Origin of the sequence: Streptomyces sp. CA-249302 (genome assembly GCF_050936785.1) — a bacterium.
Taxonomy (GTDB): domain Bacteria; phylum Actinomycetota; class Actinomycetes; order Streptomycetales; family Streptomycetaceae; genus Streptomyces.
On record NZ_JBNJMG010000001.1, the window covers coordinates 7,190,701 to 7,206,030 of the forward strand.

At 64.8% G+C, this 15,330-nt stretch carries 15 protein-coding genes; 5 read left to right on the forward strand and 10 right to left on the reverse strand.

Going from position 1 to position 15,330, the window contains the following annotated elements; translation table 11 throughout:
* Positions 1-2 precede the first annotated feature (2 nt).
* The 5 genes from ACQEWB_RS32640 to ACQEWB_RS32660 all read right to left on the reverse strand — a co-directional run bounded on the left by ACQEWB_RS32640 (position 3) and on the right by ACQEWB_RS32660 (position 3,802).
* Positions 3-1,145 (reverse strand): ABC transporter substrate-binding protein, encoded by a 1,143-nt coding sequence (locus ACQEWB_RS32640; RefSeq protein WP_432837330.1) that lies wholly within the window; start codon positions 1,143-1,145, stop codon positions 3-5.
* On the reverse strand, positions 1,142-2,014 hold the full coding sequence (locus tag ACQEWB_RS32645) for an ABC transporter permease (RefSeq protein ID WP_432837332.1): 873 nt from the start codon (positions 2,012-2,014) through the stop codon (positions 1,142-1,144). Before ACQEWB_RS32645 ends, ACQEWB_RS32640 begins: the two co-directional genes overlap by 4 nt.
* The gene (locus tag ACQEWB_RS32650) at positions 2,011-2,799 is read right to left on the reverse strand and encodes an ABC transporter ATP-binding protein (RefSeq protein WP_432837334.1); all 789 of its coding nucleotides are present in this window, start codon (positions 2,797-2,799) and stop codon (positions 2,011-2,013) included. The genes ACQEWB_RS32645 and ACQEWB_RS32650 overlap by 4 nt, the downstream gene beginning before the upstream one ends.
* Before the next feature lie 102 nt (positions 2,800-2,901).
* Complete coding sequence (locus ACQEWB_RS32655; protein ID WP_432837336.1) at positions 2,902-3,321, reverse strand: Fur family transcriptional regulator; 420 nt, start codon at positions 3,319-3,321, stop codon at positions 2,902-2,904.
* Positions 3,322-3,403: 82 nt separating this feature from the next.
* Positions 3,404-3,802, reverse strand: a complete 399-nt coding sequence (locus tag ACQEWB_RS32660) for a CBS domain-containing protein (protein ID WP_432837338.1) — start codon at positions 3,800-3,802, stop codon at positions 3,404-3,406.
* A 1,802-nt stretch (positions 3,803-5,604) separates the two neighbouring features.
* Between ACQEWB_RS32660 and ACQEWB_RS32665 the strand changes: the two genes are divergently transcribed.
* Positions 5,605-7,626, forward strand: a complete 2,022-nt coding sequence (locus tag ACQEWB_RS32665; protein ID WP_432837340.1) for an NACHT domain-containing protein — start codon at positions 5,605-5,607, stop codon at positions 7,624-7,626.
* A gap of 121 nt (positions 7,627-7,747) precedes the next feature.
* Here ACQEWB_RS32665 and ACQEWB_RS32670 read toward each other — a convergent pair whose 3' ends face one another.
* Positions 7,748-8,434 carry a hypothetical protein gene (locus ACQEWB_RS32670; protein ID WP_432837342.1) on the reverse strand — a complete coding sequence of 229 codons (687 nt, stop codon included), beginning with the start codon at positions 8,432-8,434 and terminating at the stop codon, positions 7,748-7,750.
* A 342-nt stretch (positions 8,435-8,776) separates the two neighbouring features.
* Between ACQEWB_RS32670 and ACQEWB_RS32675 the strand changes: the two genes are divergently transcribed.
* Positions 8,777-9,547, forward strand: coding sequence for a DeoR/GlpR family DNA-binding transcription regulator (locus tag ACQEWB_RS32675; protein WP_432837344.1), 771 nt, complete (start codon positions 8,777-8,779; stop codon positions 9,545-9,547).
* Here ACQEWB_RS32675 and ACQEWB_RS32680 read toward each other — a convergent pair.
* Positions 9,544-10,346 (reverse strand): IS5 family transposase gene (locus ACQEWB_RS32680; RefSeq protein ID WP_432844145.1). Its coding sequence is split into 2 segments (ribosomal slippage): positions 9,544-10,004 and positions 10,004-10,346, totalling 804 coding nucleotides; the frame shifts between segments, so codons are not numbered across the junction. The two genes, ACQEWB_RS32675 and ACQEWB_RS32680, sit on opposite strands and share 4 nt — an antisense overlap.
* Positions 10,347-10,805: 459 nt before the next feature.
* Between ACQEWB_RS32680 and ACQEWB_RS32685 the strand changes: the two genes are divergently transcribed.
* Entirely contained in the window at positions 10,806-11,252 is a 447-nt protein-coding gene (locus ACQEWB_RS32685) for a hypothetical protein (RefSeq protein ID WP_432837346.1), read from the forward strand.
* Between the two features lie 15 nt (positions 11,253-11,267).
* On the forward strand, positions 11,268-13,010 hold the full coding sequence (locus ACQEWB_RS32690; RefSeq protein WP_432837348.1) for a caspase family protein: 1,743 nt from the start codon (positions 11,268-11,270) through the stop codon (positions 13,008-13,010).
* A 26-nt stretch (positions 13,011-13,036) separates the two neighbouring features.
* Here ACQEWB_RS32690 and ACQEWB_RS32695 read toward each other — a convergent pair whose 3' ends face one another.
* Genes ACQEWB_RS32695 through ACQEWB_RS32705 form a run of 3 tightly spaced genes read right to left on the reverse strand, consistent with a single transcriptional unit; the run spans position 13,037 to position 14,672 of the window.
* Complete coding sequence (locus ACQEWB_RS32695) at positions 13,037-13,888, reverse strand: helix-turn-helix domain-containing protein (RefSeq protein ID WP_432837350.1); 852 nt, start codon at positions 13,886-13,888, stop codon at positions 13,037-13,039.
* Positions 13,889-13,912: 24 nt separating this feature from the next.
* Positions 13,913-14,440 (reverse strand): DUF6879 family protein, encoded by a 528-nt coding sequence (locus ACQEWB_RS32700; RefSeq protein WP_432837352.1) that lies wholly within the window; start codon positions 14,438-14,440, stop codon positions 13,913-13,915.
* Positions 14,412-14,672, reverse strand: coding sequence for a hypothetical protein (locus tag ACQEWB_RS32705; RefSeq protein ID WP_432837354.1), 261 nt, complete (start codon positions 14,670-14,672; stop codon positions 14,412-14,414). The genes ACQEWB_RS32700 and ACQEWB_RS32705 overlap by 29 nt, the downstream gene beginning before the upstream one ends.
* A 202-nt stretch (positions 14,673-14,874) precedes the next feature.
* Between ACQEWB_RS32705 and ACQEWB_RS32710 the strand changes: the two genes are divergently transcribed.
* On the forward strand, positions 14,875-15,288 hold the full coding sequence (locus tag ACQEWB_RS32710; RefSeq protein WP_432837356.1) for a DUF6415 family natural product biosynthesis protein: 414 nt from the start codon (positions 14,875-14,877) through the stop codon (positions 15,286-15,288).
* Positions 15,289-15,330: the final 42 nt, after the last annotated feature.

Sequence of the window (15,330 nt, forward strand, 5' to 3'; positions counted from 1 at the left end):
GTTCACGGGGTGTGGCCCACCGCCTCCTCGTACAGGGTGCGGTCCACCGTCTTCGACTCGGGGAGCGGGTCGCCGCCCTGGACCGCTCCCTGCGCCGCGTACGCCGACTGGAGGCGGGTCGTCGTGCCGGCCCGGATCTCCCAGTCCATGCGGAGGGACGGGGTGGACTTCAGGATCCCCTCGTCGGTCTTCAGGAGTTTCGCCAGGTAGGTGACGAAGCTCGCGTCCGCCTTGTAGTCCGACGCGAAGTACGTGTTCACGGTGCGGATGTATGCCCTGAGCAGGGCCACCCCCGCAACCACGTCGGCGCTCAGGAGCGTGCGGCCGTACAGCATGCCGCCCAACGGCTCGCCCTGCGGCTGGCCGCCGAGGAAGGCGTAGCCGGGCTTGCCGTCGACCGTGCGCCAGACCGGGTCCAGGAGCCAGGCCGAGTCCACGCCGCCGTTCTGGAGGGCCGTGAGGACGTCGGCCGAGCCCAGCTGCCGGTACTGGATCTCGTCGAGGCCGCCGCCGTGCGAGGCGAGCGCCTTCTGCATGGGGTACGCGATCACCGAGCCCTTGCCGATCATCGTGCCCAGCGTGCGGCCCGCCATCGGGACGGACGCCGCGCTCTCGCCCTTCTTCAGCCGCACCCACAGACCGCTCTTGGAGCCGGTCGCGGGCGAGAAGTTGCCGGCGACCCACTTGATGTCGAAGCCGCCCCGGACGCCGTTCATGACGGCCGCCTCCGGAGCTGCCCACAGCGCGTCGATGTCACCCTTCGCCAGCAGCGGCAGAGCGTCCGGTGTCGGCAGCACCTTCAGCGTGACGTCCAGGCCCTCCTTCTTGAACTCACCCTTGTCCAGGGCGACTTCGAGGGGTGCCACGTATTCGGCGCTCAGCGTGCCCGTCGCGATGGTCAGTCTGCGGGTCTTGGGCAGGGGCTGCGGGGCGGGTGTTCCGGAGTCGCAGCGGGCCGGTGCGCGGGTCGGGGACAGGTCCGCCGGGTCCGTCCAGGACTTCTTGCCGCAGCCGTCGACCGGGCGGACCGTGCGCTGCCCGGCGCCCGCCTGGGTCGCCGAGTCGTCCGTGTGCGACGCCGAGCAGGCCGCCGACGTCAGCAGCGCGGCCACGGCGACGAGGGCGCCGTATGCACGCCTCTTCATGACTGGCCCCTTCCGCGGTCCCTCGGCGCCCACGGGGTGAGCAACCGGCCCAGGAGTCTGATCAGTTCGGAGAAGAGCACGCCGAGGATCGCCACGCAGACGATGCCGACGAACATCACGTCGTTCTGGAACAGCGCGCGCGAGTCGAAGATGAGGTGGCCCAGGCCGTTCGTCGCGGCGATCTGTTCCGAGGCGACGATCACCAGGACGGCCACGCCCGCCGCGATCCGCGCGCCCACCAGGACCGACGGGAGGGAGGCGGGGAGCAGGACGTGGCGGAACATCTGCCAGGGGGAGGCGCCGAAGACCTGGCCGGCGTCCCGGTGGCCGGACGGGATCGCGATCACCGCCGACATCGTGGAGATCCAGACGAAGAAGAAGACCGTGGTGGCCACGAGCGCGATCTGCGGGCCCTCGCCCAGGCCGAACATGTTGAGGAAGATCGGGAGGAGGGCGAGCTTCGGGACCACGTAGAGGGCGTCGAGAAGGGGTTCGAGGGCGGCTCGGACCAGGGGAAGCGAGCCCATCAGGAGGCCCAGGAGGTAGCCCGCGGCCGTGCCGAGGGCGTAGCCGGCGAGGACGCGTTCGAGGGTCGCCCACACGTCCGGCCACAGGTCGCCGGCGGCCGCTCGGTCCCAGCCGTCGGACAGGATCGTGGAAGGGGCCGGGTAGACGCGGTCGTCGATCCAGCCCTGGGTGGCGGCCAGTTGCCACCACAGGACGAGGACCAGGGGGACGGCCACCGCCAGCGACAGCTGGAGGGCGCGTCTGCGGCGGTGGGTGCGGGCCGGGTGGAGTTCCGCCGGGCCCGGGCGGCGGACCAGGACCGATTCCTTCCCGGGTTCCCTCTCGGGGGCGATCGTCGTCATGCCGGTGCCGTCTCCTTCCGCAGCAGGTCCCACAGTTCGCTCTTCAACGCGGTGAACTCGGGGTCGGTGCGCACGTCGCCGGTGCGCGGGCGGGGGAACGGCGGGTGGTGCTCGGCGATGATCCGGCCGGGGCGGGCGGACATCACCAGGACGCGGTCGCCGAGGACGATCGCCTCCTCCAGGCTGTGGGTGATGAAGAGGGTGGTGGTCCGCAGGGTCTGGGTGAGCGCGAGGAGTTCGTCCTGGAGGATCGTGCGGAGTTGCGCGTCCAGGGCCGCGAACGGCTCGTCCATGAGCAGCAGTTCGGGTTCTACGGCCAGGGCGCGGGCGATCGCGACACGCTGGCGCATGCCGCCCGAGAGGGTCGCCGGATAGGCGTCGGCGAAGTCGGCCAGGCCCAGACGGGCCAGCCAGGCGTCGGCACGCGCGTTCGCCTCGCGGCGCGGGACGCGCTGGACGTCCAGTCCGAAGCGGACGTTGGCGCGGACGGACTTCCAGTCGTAGATGCCGTAGTCCTGGAAGATCATGGCGGCGGGGCGCGGGCTCGACGTGCGGATCTGCAGCTGGCCGGTGCTGGGGCGGAGCAGGCCCGCCGCGATGCGCAGCAGCGTGGACTTGCCGCAGCCCGACGGGCCCACGAGGCACACGAACTCGCCCGGGGCGACGGTCAGTTCTAGCGGGCCGAGCGCGTCGACGGCGTGCGGCGGGCGGCCGAAGGTGCGGGTCAGGTCGGTGGCGTGGAGTGTGGGGTGCGGGTCTCCCGTATCGGGCTGCGGCTCTCCCATAGTGCAACGACGATATGACGGACCGTCAGATTCGGGAAGCCTGTAGGCAGCACGAAGCCCCGGCTCCCATGGGCGGGGGCCGGGGCTCCTGGCGATGCGGTGTTACGCCGTCGCCGCGCAGTTCGGGCAGATGCCGCGGTAGGTGACCTCGACGTCGGAGACCTTGAAGCCGAAGCGCTCCGAGTCGGGCAGGTCGGCCATCGGATTGCCGCTGGGGTGGACGTCCTTGATCTCTCCGCACCCGGCGCAGACCAGGTGGTGGTGCGGACGGTGTGCGTTCGGGTCGTACCGCTTGGCGCGCTTGTCGGTGGCGACCTCTAGGACCTCGCCGAGGGAGACCAGTTCGCCCAGCGTGTTGTAGACGGTCGCCCGGGAGATCTCGGGCAGCTTGGCGACGGCCCGGGCATGCACCTCGTCGGCCGTCAGATGGACGTGCTCGCCTTCGAGAACCTCGGCCACTACGCGCCGCTGCGCGGTCATCCGCCATCCGCGTCCGCGCAGCCGTTCAAGAAGGTCGCTCATGCTCCCCAGCCTAACAGAAGGAGACCAGGTCGCGAATGGATATGGTTTTGGACTCCGTCTAATGCGGGCCTCGATCTGCGGTCTAGTGCAGGAGGGCCACCTTCTGCCGTGCGGGCGCCCAGCAGCGGATGATGTCGCGGACCGAGACGATACCGGCCGTCTCCCCGCGGTCCATGACGACCAGGTGGCGGAAGCCGCCGTGCGCCATGGCCTGGGCCGCCTCCTCCAGCGTCCAGGACGGAGCAGCGAAGACGACGTCGGTGGTGGTGTGGGCGTGGGCGTACTCCGTGTCCGGGTCTTGGCCCAAGCCGACGGAGTTGAGGATGTCGCGTTCGGTGAGGATGCCGATGCCGGTGCCGTCCGGATCGAGGACGACGGCCGCGCCGACCCGGCGGGCGGACATCAGGGCGGCTGCCTGGCGGAGGGTGTGGGCGGGGCCGATGGTCAGGACCACCGTGCTCATGGCGTCTCGGACGAGCATGGACTGGGCCACCTCCTAGGGAATCCACGGTGACTGACGGATCCCGGTCCGTTAGTTCATGGATTCACAAGTTCACAAGTGGGGGGACTCTCAGAGTGGCAGGTAAAGCAGGGGTCAACAAGGGGGCGCGGGCAGTCAATTGAGGGCGTGCGCGCTCATCTGTGTTTTGGTGGTGGCGCTCAGTAGCGCTGGTATTGATCGGGGGCGTGGGTGGGGTGCGGGGGCACCCTGTACCCCGCTGACGAGCTGCGCGGTGATGGTCGTCAGTGGTCGTTGCCGGGTGTCGCGGGCCGCCCTCGGACGGCCCAGGGACGGCCCGGCGGGGCTGTCGTGTCAGTGCCCGGTTCGCTTCTCACCATCAGCTTGGGAAGGTGCGGGTATTTGGGGCGGACTTGAAGCCTGACCTGGGCGAACGACCGGGGAGCGGTCCCCGCCGGCCCGGCTGCTTTCACCGTGGTTCCCCGTTGTTCCCCGCTCGATCTGGTGCCCTTGTGGTGCGGTCCGTATCCGGCGCGGTGCTGGGGGAGGTCCCTGTCGTCGTTCTTCGCCGGCGCCGGTGCCAGCGCTCCGACGGTTCTCCGGTGACAACGGAAGCGGCGGCCATCACGGCGCACGTGGTCCAACTCTTGAGGTCGCCGATGACCAGGCCGAAGAGGCGGAACACGACCGCTACCAGGCCCCACCAGACGGCGAACCAGGCTGCCGCGCCGATCCATTTGCCTTTGTCGTTCACGGGCTGCAGGTAGCCGTGCGGCTGGACTTGTCGGAGTCGAGCCGGACGGTCTTCTGATCCGTAGCTCTGTAGAGATCGGTCATCGCAGGTCATACGGGCTACAGGAAAGAGCGTAAGGACCGGAGCTCGGCACTGACGGTTACTGGGGTTGCTGTACTTCGCTTCTGCACCGGGATCGGGATCAGGCACATGGTGAGGAACGGCGGCTTGGCGTCACTGACCAAGGCAACCTCGACGACGGGTCGCGTGGCAGCACCTGCTTTTGTGCCCTTCGCGCTACGCGCGGCCGTGAAGCGCAGACCGCCACCAAGGGGCGCGTCAACCGTGCCGGAATTCGAGTCGGGCCGCCAAGCCTCCCGCCCCGACGGCCCAGCACCCGACGTGCGGCAGGCAGTTGACGCCGATCAGAGTGGTGCTGTCGAACCGTGTCCAGGTTCGTCCGCCGTCGGAGGTCACGTCGCTCCAGATGAGACCGACGGCAACGGCGGTGTCCCCTCGGCCCGGAAAGCTCCAGGCACAGGCATCGCACGCGACGGTAAGGACCACGGCCGTCCGCCTGGAACGCGCGATCAGCAGCATGCGCCAGCTGCTGCAGGGCGCGTTGGAGTTCCAGGAAGATCCTGGCGCCCCGCCCGCCCCTGCTTCCCCGGGCTCACCACGACATCGAGACCAGTGAAGGGAGGATGTGCCGCTCCGCTCGGCAGAGCGTCGTGATGCTCTTGATGGTCCGTCGTTTCATCCATAGCACGGCTGAGTGCCCGCGCGCCGCATGTCCGGCCGAAACGTTAGTGCAGCTGACCGCCGCCCCGTACGCGCGCTTCACCACGCGGCTCGGCCACGTCTTGGAGCGCGTCGGGCTCGCGCTGGCTGAACGGGCCGGCGCTTGGCTGCCTGTCCAATTGGCTCCCGTGTGGGACGCGGATGACCTTGCTGCGCAGGGTCATGGCGCTGCCTGATCTGCGGCCCAGCACACCGCGCGTGCTGGGCGTGGACAATTTGACGGGCCGTGAAGGGTAACAAGCGAGGCAAACTAGCGGCCACCGTGTAGGTCGGGGGGCAGGATCGAGGTATGGGTGGTCTCGGGGGACGCCGCCATCGGCGTAAGTGGCAGTTCATCAGTTTCGTGTCTGTGGCTGGGATAGCGGCGAGTGCAGGCTTCGTCGTGCAGCCCATCGCTCAAGGACGGCCGTCCGCGGTCGATGCTGCGAGCCTGCTCGGGTTCCTCGTATCTGTCATAAGCCTCGTGCTCGCTGTTGTGACCCTGCGCAAGCCGCTCGAGGGTAACGACGCCGACCTCGCGTGCGGCTGGGCCAAGACCCTGGCTCGGCATGTCGAAGCGAGTGAAAGCCAGGTGCGGCGTCAACTGCTCGGTGCCGACACTCAGCGCATCAACCTCGCCTACGTCCTTCATCCCGCGATCGGCCGTGGTGCTAGCGCTCCGCCGGCTGGGCGCACCTTCACCGACGACGCCTCGGCGCTGCCCAATGTCCTGCACTACTACCGCTCCACACGGCCGCAGCGTCTGGTCATCACCGGGGCTGCCGGAGCGGGCAAGACAGTCCTGGCTCTGGAACTCATGCTTGCCCTCATCGACGACCGAGCAGTCGACGAACCGGTGCCGATCCGGATCCCCCTCGCTCAATGGGACACAAGTCTGCCCCTGCCGGAGTTGCTGGCGCAGCACTTGGTTCAGGTCTACGACTGGCCTCCAGACCTGGCCACAGGTTTGGTGGACCAAGGTCTGATACTGCCCGTGCTGGATGGGCTGGACGAGATGGACTCCGTCCTCGACGACGGCAGGCCCGACCCAGATGCGCCTCGGGCTCTTGCGGTTTTGGACGCACTAAACGCATACCAGGACGGCCGGGACGCAGGCCCTCTGGTCCTGACATGCCGCACCGATCACTACAACGCTCTCGCACCCTCCCTGCAGTTGATCGATGCAGCCCGCATCGCCATTGCTCCTGTCAACGCCGCCCGTGCCGTCACCTACCTGGGCAACAGGGCTCTCGACACCTCCCGCTGGCAGCCGCTCCTCGACCACCTCCAGGCCCACCCCACCGGCACGTTCGCCGCCACGTTGTCAACCCCATGGCGGCTCTGCCTGACCGCCACCGTCTACCACCGCACCGGCAGCCCCGTGGAACTACTCAGCCACGCCACCGCACACGACCTCGACCAGCATCTCCTCGCCCGCTACATCCCCTCCGCCGCCGCCATCACGCCTAATCCCCACCGCTACCCACCCGACCAGATCCACCATTGGCTTCACCACCTCGCCCGCCACCTCAGCAGCGCGATCGCTGCTCCGGCCACCGACCTGACACTTCACCGTCTGTGGCCTCTTGCCGGTCCCAACCGCGTTCGCTCTACCGACGTCCGCCTAAGCTCCGTCGCCGTCTTGCTTCCCCTGCCCCTGGCTTGGATCGCCAACGACCCCCGCCATCCTGCACTTGTCGGAGCAGCATTTGCGGCGGTAGCCGGTGTATTTGCCCTTCGTTCCGCCGAGCCACGCCGTTTCCCAACCCGCAAGAACGCTCGGGGAAGCACTTTGGCAGCACTGCTGGAAGGATCCCTGGCCGGGCTAGTGATCGGGCTCGTGTGCGGGCTGGTAGTTGGACGCACAGCGGGGGTGACGGCCGGGCTCGCGGCGGGACTCGCGGCTGGCATCACTGCTGGCTTCGCCGTCTCATTCGAGCAGTTCAGCAAGGAGCCAGCGCCAGTGGCCAGCCCGAGAGCCATCATCCGCAACGACATCCTCCACGGCCTCGTGATAGGGCTCGCAGCAGGGTCAGGGTACGGGTTGATGATCGGGATCGCCGTCGGCTACACAGCCGGGCGTGGGGACGGCGTCATCGCGGGGGTCGTCCTCGGTCTCTCGGCGGGCCTTGCCGCTGCTCTCGGGGTCGGACTTGCGTCGGCCCGGAGATACACGGTCTTCCTGCTGTGCTCGCGCAGCTGGCTGCCATTCCGGCTTGCCCGCTTCCTCGACTGGGCCGTCAACGCCGGCCTGCTCCGATATAGCGGCCCCGCCTATCAATTCCGCCACCGTGAACTCCAGCAGTGGCTCAACCACCACCCCCACCCCTGAACTGCGGGCGGGGTCTGCTGCAGGATCTGGTGTCACCCGATCCTGCAGCAGACCCGGGTGTGGACGGGGGCTGTATGGTGCGGAGACGGTCAGAGGGCGCCTTGCCACCTCTGAATTTCTGCTACTTGCATCTCGGTGACTTACTTATTGACGATCGCATATCGTTGGTCAATACCGTATTGAATTGAATTCCGAATGCGTATACGGGTGCTTTGCCGCTACGGGAAACATCCCAGCGGACTGGGATACTTTTCTTGAATGTTTCGGACCCCTGTGAATACCAAGCCTGACCTGATCGGTCTTCGAAGTACGCCACTTGGCCTTTCCGGGTAGCGAAGAAGTCGGTGCCCCACTTGTCAGACTCTGGGATTGTGATCCTGGAGCATGCTGGGAGCAGTACGCTATGGGTGCTCAGGAGGAAGTATTGCTGAGAAGCCTTGCGCCCGGAATCATACAGAGCAACCGAGAGGACAACATTGCTGATCGGGAAAACGTTCGGGTTGTCTAGTGTCATGCTGCCAGAAGCGCCAGGAATAAATTCCACCCTCTGCGCGAAGTTGGCTGCGGCAACCTCTTCGTTTTTGATCTCCTGCTCTTGTTGGTCTTGGTAGGTGATGAAAGCCGTGTAGGACGTTGCTGCGGCGGTGAACACGGTCATTAAGGCCGCCAGGCCCGTAAATAAAGTGCCCCATGCGGATAGTCCCGAATGGCGGCGCTCTGCTTTGGAACTGCTATTTTCTGTTACTCGGTTCGCTTCTGGATTCTGTGGTGTGCTTTCTTCGTCCGACGACGCGGTTTCCTCGGTCATGTAGCGCCCCCCTTGGAGACCATGGTCCTACCCAGGACGGCGCTGACAGCAACCTCGGAGCGGGGGCTAGAAATCAAAGCTGAGCATGTGTCGCATGCATAGTCTTACAACGGCTAACACAATGAGACGGGCGACTGCGATAGCTCCTTGCCTGTCTGCCGTTGTGAGTGCTTGTTCTGCGACGCCCGACGACCAGGCCACCTTCACAGGGTTCGCGCTGAGCGGCTCATTGGCCAGGGCGAACAGCACAGGGGTAACGCTGTCGCTGAAGCTCAGGTAGCCGTCAACTGCGGCCAAAAGAAGGTGGGTTGTTCCGCCCAGCGGCGTGTAGTGTCCGGTTGCGTGCTGGCCGAACGACGACACCAACTCATCTTGCAGGCCCTGCGCTCCGGTGGGACGGCCTCGGTAGCCAACCTTGCCGAGCAGCTTGATGCCAGTGCGGCGACCGTCCGTCGTGATCTCCTGAAGCTGGAGGCGGACGGGCTGCTTACCCGGGTGCACGGCGGGGCTGTCGTCGAGGAGGATCAGCCGTCCTTCACCGAGGCCGCCGCGGTTGAGGTGGGTGTGAAGGACGCGATCGCCGCCCGAGCGGCCGAAATGATCGAGGACGGCCAGTCGGTCGTGCTGGACAGCGGCACGACGGTCCACCGGCTGGCGTTGCAACTGAAGGGCCGCCGCCTCACCGTGATCACCAACAACCTTGCGGTTTATGAGGAACTCAAGGATGCCGAGCACATCGATCTGATGCTGCTCGGTGGCATGGTCATTCGTGAGTCGCGCATGTTGGATGGCTTCATGGCCGAGGACAACCTCCGCCAGGTGCATGCCGACTGGCTGTTCATGGGTGCGTGCGGTCTTCGCCCTGGGGGGCAGGTCATGGACACCACCGTGGTCGAGGTGCCGGCCAGGCGCGCCATGATTGCCGCCAGCGACAAGGTGGTCCTCCTGGCCGACAGGAGCAAGTTCCCCGGGACCGGGATGGTGAAGATCTGCGATCCAGAAGACCTGGATGTGCTCGTCACCAACGCACCGGCGGACGACGCGACGTGCACCGCCCTACGCGAGGCCGGTGTGAAGGTGATACCGACAACTCTGGCGCCAGTCGACGGCTAGCACAGCGACTCGTACTGCCGAAAAGCGATGAGGCAGCAGGCGAGTTTGAGGAACGCTTCGTGGATGTCGGCTCGTCGTTCCCATCGGATCCGCAAGCGTCGGAAGCCGTGCAGCCACGCGAAACACCTCTCCACGACCCAGCGGTAGGTGCCCAGTCCGGTGCCGTGCAGGGTGCCGCGTCTGGCGATCGCGGGCACGATGTCGCGGGCGCGGACCTGGTCGCGGTAGATGTCGTGCTCGTAGCCGCGGTCGGCGAAAAGCGAGTCGGGCTTGCGGCGCGGTCGTCCGACCCGACCGCGGACCGGTGGGATCGCGTCGAGCAAGGGAAGCAGTTGGGTGACGTCGTTGCGGTTGCCGCCGGTCAGCAGGACGGCGAGCGGGGTGCCGTGTCCGTCGGTGATCAGATGGTGCTTCGAGCCGGCCCGGCCCCGGTCGACCGGCGAGGGGCCCGTGTGGAGCCCCCTTTTAGCGCCCTGACGTGGGAGGAGTCGACCACGCAGCGGGACCAGTCCAGGCGCGAGGCCGCATTCAGCTCAGCGAGCAGGACCTCGTGCAGCCGCTGCCAGACGCCGGCATCGTTCCAGTCCCGCAACCGGCGCCAGCACGTCATGCCCGACCCGAACCCCAACTCCTGCGGCAAGTACTCCCACTGGATCCCGGTGTGCAGCACGTACAGGATCCCGGACAGCACCTCCCGGTCCGGCAACGCCTTGCGGCCCGGGTACCGGAAGCGCCGTTCGCGCTGCGGCAGCAGCGGCTCCAGGCGGTCCCACAGCTCATCCGACACGATCCACGGCAACGTCCCCACGCCAGGCCGAACGCTCAACTCCCGCCCTGGACACGGCCATCAGCGCCGATCCACCTCATTGTGTTAGCCGTTGTTAGACAGATTGAAGCGCTCCTGGCTATGGCGAGGGTCGGAGGTGGGCGCCCCAAGTGGTGGGTGGAATCTCGAACGCTTCATGGCGTATGCGTTGGGTTGCGGACGGCAGAGGCGCGCGCACCTCAGACGACGACAGCCAGCCACCGCGGTGGCTCAGTTGACCGAGCAGGCGCGCGTGTGTCTCGCTGCGCCCCAGCGGCCTCAGCCACGCTGCCGGTGACGTCGACCCGGGAAGGCCCTACGGACGGGTGCCGTACGGTCAACCTGGGGTCGGCGTCTTCGAGGCCGGCAGTTGAGGAAAGAGAGTAAGTCTGCATTGGACACCGTGACGCCAGTAGGCTGTGCGCCTCCACATGCTAGAGGGGCGGGTTGCACATGAGCGGCGGCGCAAGCCAAACAGTGTTGATCGAGTTGCATGGCGGCCAGGATAGTGATCTTGATGAGCTGGAGTCGTTGACATTCGAATTGCGTGAACGCCTCCTTGAACTCGATGTCGAAGACGTAGACCCCGTTCGGCAAGAAACTGCTCCGACGGGAACAAAAATTGCTGGGGCCCTCACTACCGGAGCCTTGGTTGTCAGTGTCGGCATCCCCGTTCTCCGCAAGGTTTTGGACGTCTTGAAGGTCTGGATCGAAAATCGTCCGGTCCGCACTGCCAGTGTGACAATCGGCAACAATACAATTGAGGTTCAGGCCGCATCCTCTGCGAATCAACGCCGTGTGATCGAGGCGTTCATTTCGGCGCAAGAATCTACTCTTCCGCCTACTGGGGGGTTTGGCTCCCACTCCGCAGGCTCAGACGCCCAGCACCGACCCTGCTGAAGGCTGAGGTCTGGCATGCTTGGGCGCCGATTTGCTCTACTGATCGGATCTAGTCGGTTTGACAATCCAGGACTGCAACAGCTGAGGTCACCTGCGCGTGATGTCGGGGAACTCGCTGAAGTCCTTGCAGACCCGGATATTGGTGAGTTCGAGGTCACCACCAAAATGGATCAAGAGCATCACCAAGTGATGCGATCCATTGAGACCTTCTTTCGGGGGCGCAGTCGGGACGACTTGCTACTTCTTCACATATCATCGCACGGTCTTAAGGCGGATCACGGTGATCTCTACTTTGCTGCGTGTGATACTGATCGTGAGCTGCTGGACTCGACAGGGGTACCGGCGGCTTTCTTACAAAAGCAGATGAATCGCTGTCGGGTAAAGTCGATTGTTCTGCTACTTGACTGCTGCTACAGTGGCGCCTTCTTTCTTGGAGTCAAAGGCGACTCTTCTGTTCACGTGAATGACGAACTGTCTGGGCATGGTCGAGTTGTGCTTACTGCGACTAGTCGCACTGAATACGCTTGGGAAGGGGATAATCTAAGCGAGCTTGATCCAGAACCGTCCCATTTCACAGGAGCAGTGATTGAGGGTCTGCGGTCCGGCGATGCCGACCTCAATCGCGACGGTAAAGTAAGTGCACAAGAGCTTTATGAATATGTCTACGAGAACGTTCGGGCGAAGAACAAAATGCAGAGCCCTCAAATGTGGAACGCTCTCGAATACCAGGTAGTTGTGGCTAGATCGCAGCACTCCGCCGCGTCGGCTCCAAAGCCGGTGCTCCCCGGGATGGAAAGTGCTGCAACTCTGGCGACGATCGCCTCTGATGCAAATGAGGAGAAAGAGGTGGATAACCCGGCTCTTGATCCTGCCCATCGTGATGCTGCTGTGGCTCAACTCAAGCGAGCGTTGCCTGATCCTGTCCGGCGTATTGAGGTCTTTGACCTTGTAGACCTTGCCGTGACCGAAGTGATCGGAAATTCGACTCGGGATAGACGTCCTGTTATTGGCCCGGTATTTGTGGAGAATCTACACGGCTATCGAGGCGACAGTGACAAACTCCTACATCTGTTGGCAACTGGCGTATTCCATGATGATGGGTCCCATGATGCATTGTGGGTTCGTGTCATTGAGCGGCTGAGTCGGTTGCGGGATAGCAATCTTCAGTCTTTCAATGATGAGCTTGATCGACTCCGCCTCTTCCCTGCACTCCTGGCTGCATGGGGAATTGGGGTTGCGGCCGTACTAGGCCGACGAGAAGAATTGATCGCTCGCATTCTGATGCAGCCTTCTTTCAGGCCCCCATTTGGTAATCGAGTGCGCCAAACACCTGCGGTGTATCTAAATCCCCTACTTGTCATCTATGGGAATTCCATCGATGAAGTTTGCCACGCCGAAAATGGGGCCAAATACTATTACCCTCAGAGTCATTTTATTCGACAGGAGATGCGGGAGCCGTTCCAATTGATCGAGCCTGATGACTCGGCATACGCGGAAGCCTGCTATCGATTCGAGTTTCTTGCGTCCATGGTTGCTATGGATAGCGAAATCGGCACATATGTGAATCCGTGGTCTGGTGAGTTCTTGCTAGATTTGAACTGGGGGTACGATGAAAACGGTCTAGCAGCGGATGTGCATCAAGAAATTAAGGAGTCGTGGCCACTCTTGCGGGGTGGTGCTTTCGGTGCCAATCCGGAGCGCGCCGAGAAGGCATTCCAGGCACTGGTTGAATTCAGGAGAAAGAATCCGCGCTGGTGATAAAGGCGCCCGTTTGATGACCGGGCTCAACGCAAGGCTTCGATGGCCTTCACGATCAGGGCGCGGGCGTCCGCGCCGTAGGCGGCCATGCTGCGCAACCGCTCGAATGCCTTCATGTACAGGGTGATCTCGGAGGGCTGGGTGACATTTACTTCCGCCGACACCAGCTCGACCGAGACGTGCTTGTCGTCGTAGATGTGAAAGGTCTCCTCGGGCCAGTGTGTCCGGCGGATGTTCATGGGGATGACGCCCAGGGAGACGGCCGGTAGGGCGCCGGCGGTGAGGAGGTAGCCGAGTTGCGCTGCCATCGGGTCGGCGTCGGCTACCTGGGAGTACAGGACTGCCTCCTCGATTACCACGATGAAACGGTGTCCTTGCTCGTGGATGATGCGGGAGCGTTCGAGCCGAGCGCGCGCGGCCTCCGCGCTGTCGTCGATGTCCAGTGCGTGGATGCTGGCGGCGATGCCGAGTACGGCGAGGGCGTAGCCCTCTGTCTGCAACAGCCCGGGGACGATGCTGGAGGAGTAGATCCTGAAGGTCTCGGTCTCGCGGGATGCCTGCATCCTGCTGTCCTGGATGTGGCGCAGGCCGGCGCGGACCTGGTCGCGCCACTGCCGGTACATGGACTCGGCGCTGATGGACTGCACGATGAGATCCTGAGCCTGTCCGTCCGAACCGGTTGCGGTGCACCACCTTCGGATGTCGTTCGCGGACGGTCCGGTGAGGGCGTTCTCGATGCGTGAGGTTTTGGAGTAGTGCCAGCCGCACGCGGCAGCCAACTGGACGACCGTCAGGCCGGCTTCCTTGCGGAGGTCGCGCAGCCGGTGGGCGACGGCTTCACGTGCGGCCTGGGCAGACGAGGAGGGCGAGGCGGGCATGGGTTGGCTGCCGGTGCTTTCTGGTCAGTGGATTTCGTACTGGTCGTGAGGGATCGCGCGCGCCCATACGACCTCGAAGGACTCGGCGCACAGCTTTGCGGCGGCAGGATCCTCAGAGACCTCGTGGCCGATCAAGGCTCCGTCGCCGGAGAAATAGCCCCACCGGATCACCTGGTCGTCGAAGAGCCAGAAGTCGTTGCCGGGCAAGGCGATGTCTGAAGCGCGGCGGCGGGGCAACCAGCGCACCTGTTCGCCGGCGTGCACGTTGACGCCGGTGGAGGCGTGTTCGTAGCGGATGTAGTCCGAGACTGGTTCGGACACGATCCGGGCGCGCCGCACCACGACGCCGCGCGCCAGGGCGCGGGAGACCAGGTCTACCCAGGGTGCCCAGTCCGGTGATCCGGGGTCGGTGTCGAGACGGCCGGTCTCCAGCCACGTCCGGAAGTCGTCAGCCTCTGCGGCCACCCCGTAGTGATCCCGCATCTCAAGGTGCACGGCGGAGTGTGTGCACCCGTCGATGAGTTCAGCGATCGTCGGAACAATCGAGGACATTGCACGCCTCCCTGATCATGTGCACCATCGTGGCAGGGATACGGATGACGGCCTCGTCCGCCGGAATGCCTACGGCATGGCCCGGCACTTCGAACGCGGCGCACTCTGCTTCGAGTTGAGGATCGGGCTTCCATCCCTGGAAGACGAGTTCGCCGTTCTCCTGGTCGACCCACACGGTCGGTGAGTCCCCGGTCTTGGTGTCGGGGTCGATCCCGATGAACCGTAGCGTCATGACTGACTCCATCCACGAGATGTGCAGTTCTTTGCGACACGTTCCGACAGATGGCGTAGCTGGTCAAGAGGCCGAATTCGACAAGGACCGGGGCGAGTTGGCGTGAGTGCAAAGATCTGCACATTGCTGGCATTGGCGCCTGTCGCACCCCTAGCTTCAAGTGGCACGACGAGACCCGGCGACCATGCGAAAGGCCCCGGGCGTGGCCGACTGGGCAGGGATCGATATGGCGAACAGCGCCGCAACGGCATCCGAAGGTACTGAGCGTCGGCAAGTCGATCGCCCGGACATCACCGTCATGCGCGAGACGGTGCGGATTCTGCTGGATCCGGACGCCGTGGCGCTGCCCCCAGCGGCTGACGAAGTGGAGACGCTGACGCAGATGCTTCGGGGCCACCTAGAGCTGCTCATCCCTGAGGTCGAGCAGTCCGCCACGTTGTTGAAGAAGGACAGCATCCCTCGGTACTGCGCGCTCGCCTGCGTGGGCGAGGCTCGGGGAAAGCTTCGAGCTGAGCCAACCCGTAGATTCGGTGCAGAAGTCGGCTACGCCCGACGTCTTGCCCGCGCCTTGAACGCACTGTGCGACCACTACGAGAACTTGGTCGAGCGCCAGTGACCACGGCCATCCGGGATATTTCGATCCGCTCCGCCGAGTGCG

Bases quoted from the DNA above. Each gene is read 5' to 3' on its own strand.
- ACQEWB_RS32670 (WP_432837342.1), bottom strand. From the start codon at position 8,434: ATGACCGAGGAAACCGCGTCGTCGGACGAAGAAAGCACACCACAGAAT.
- ACQEWB_RS32695 (WP_432837350.1), bottom strand. From the start codon at position 13,888: ATGCCCGCCTCGCCCTCCTCGTCTGCCCAGGCCGCACGTGAAGCCGTC.
- ACQEWB_RS32705 (WP_432837354.1), bottom strand. From the start codon at position 14,672: ATGACGCTACGGTTCATCGGGATCGACCCCGACACCAAGACCGGGGAC.
- ACQEWB_RS32700 (WP_432837352.1), bottom strand. From the start codon at position 14,440: ATGTCCTCGATTGTTCCGACGATCGCTGAACTCATCGACGGGTGCACA.
- ACQEWB_RS32660 (WP_432837338.1), bottom strand. From the start codon at position 3,802: ATGCTCGTCCGAGACGCCATGAGCACGGTGGTCCTGACCATCGGCCCC.
- ACQEWB_RS32650 (WP_432837334.1), bottom strand. From the start codon at position 2,799: ATGGGAGAGCCGCAGCCCGATACGGGAGACCCGCACCCCACACTCCAC.
- ACQEWB_RS32685 (WP_432837346.1), top strand. From the start codon at position 10,806: ATGAGCGGCGGCGCAAGCCAAACAGTGTTGATCGAGTTGCATGGCGGC.
- ACQEWB_RS32690 (WP_432837348.1), top strand. From the start codon at position 11,268: ATGCTTGGGCGCCGATTTGCTCTACTGATCGGATCTAGTCGGTTTGAC.
- ACQEWB_RS32655 (WP_432837336.1), bottom strand. From the start codon at position 3,321: ATGAGCGACCTTCTTGAACGGCTGCGCGGACGCGGATGGCGGATGACC.
- ACQEWB_RS32645 (WP_432837332.1), bottom strand. From the start codon at position 2,014: ATGACGACGATCGCCCCCGAGAGGGAACCCGGGAAGGAATCGGTCCTG.
- ACQEWB_RS32665 (WP_432837340.1), top strand. From the start codon at position 5,605: ATGGGTGGTCTCGGGGGACGCCGCCATCGGCGTAAGTGGCAGTTCATC.
- ACQEWB_RS32640 (WP_432837330.1), bottom strand. From the start codon at position 1,145: ATGAAGAGGCGTGCATACGGCGCCCTCGTCGCCGTGGCCGCGCTGCTG.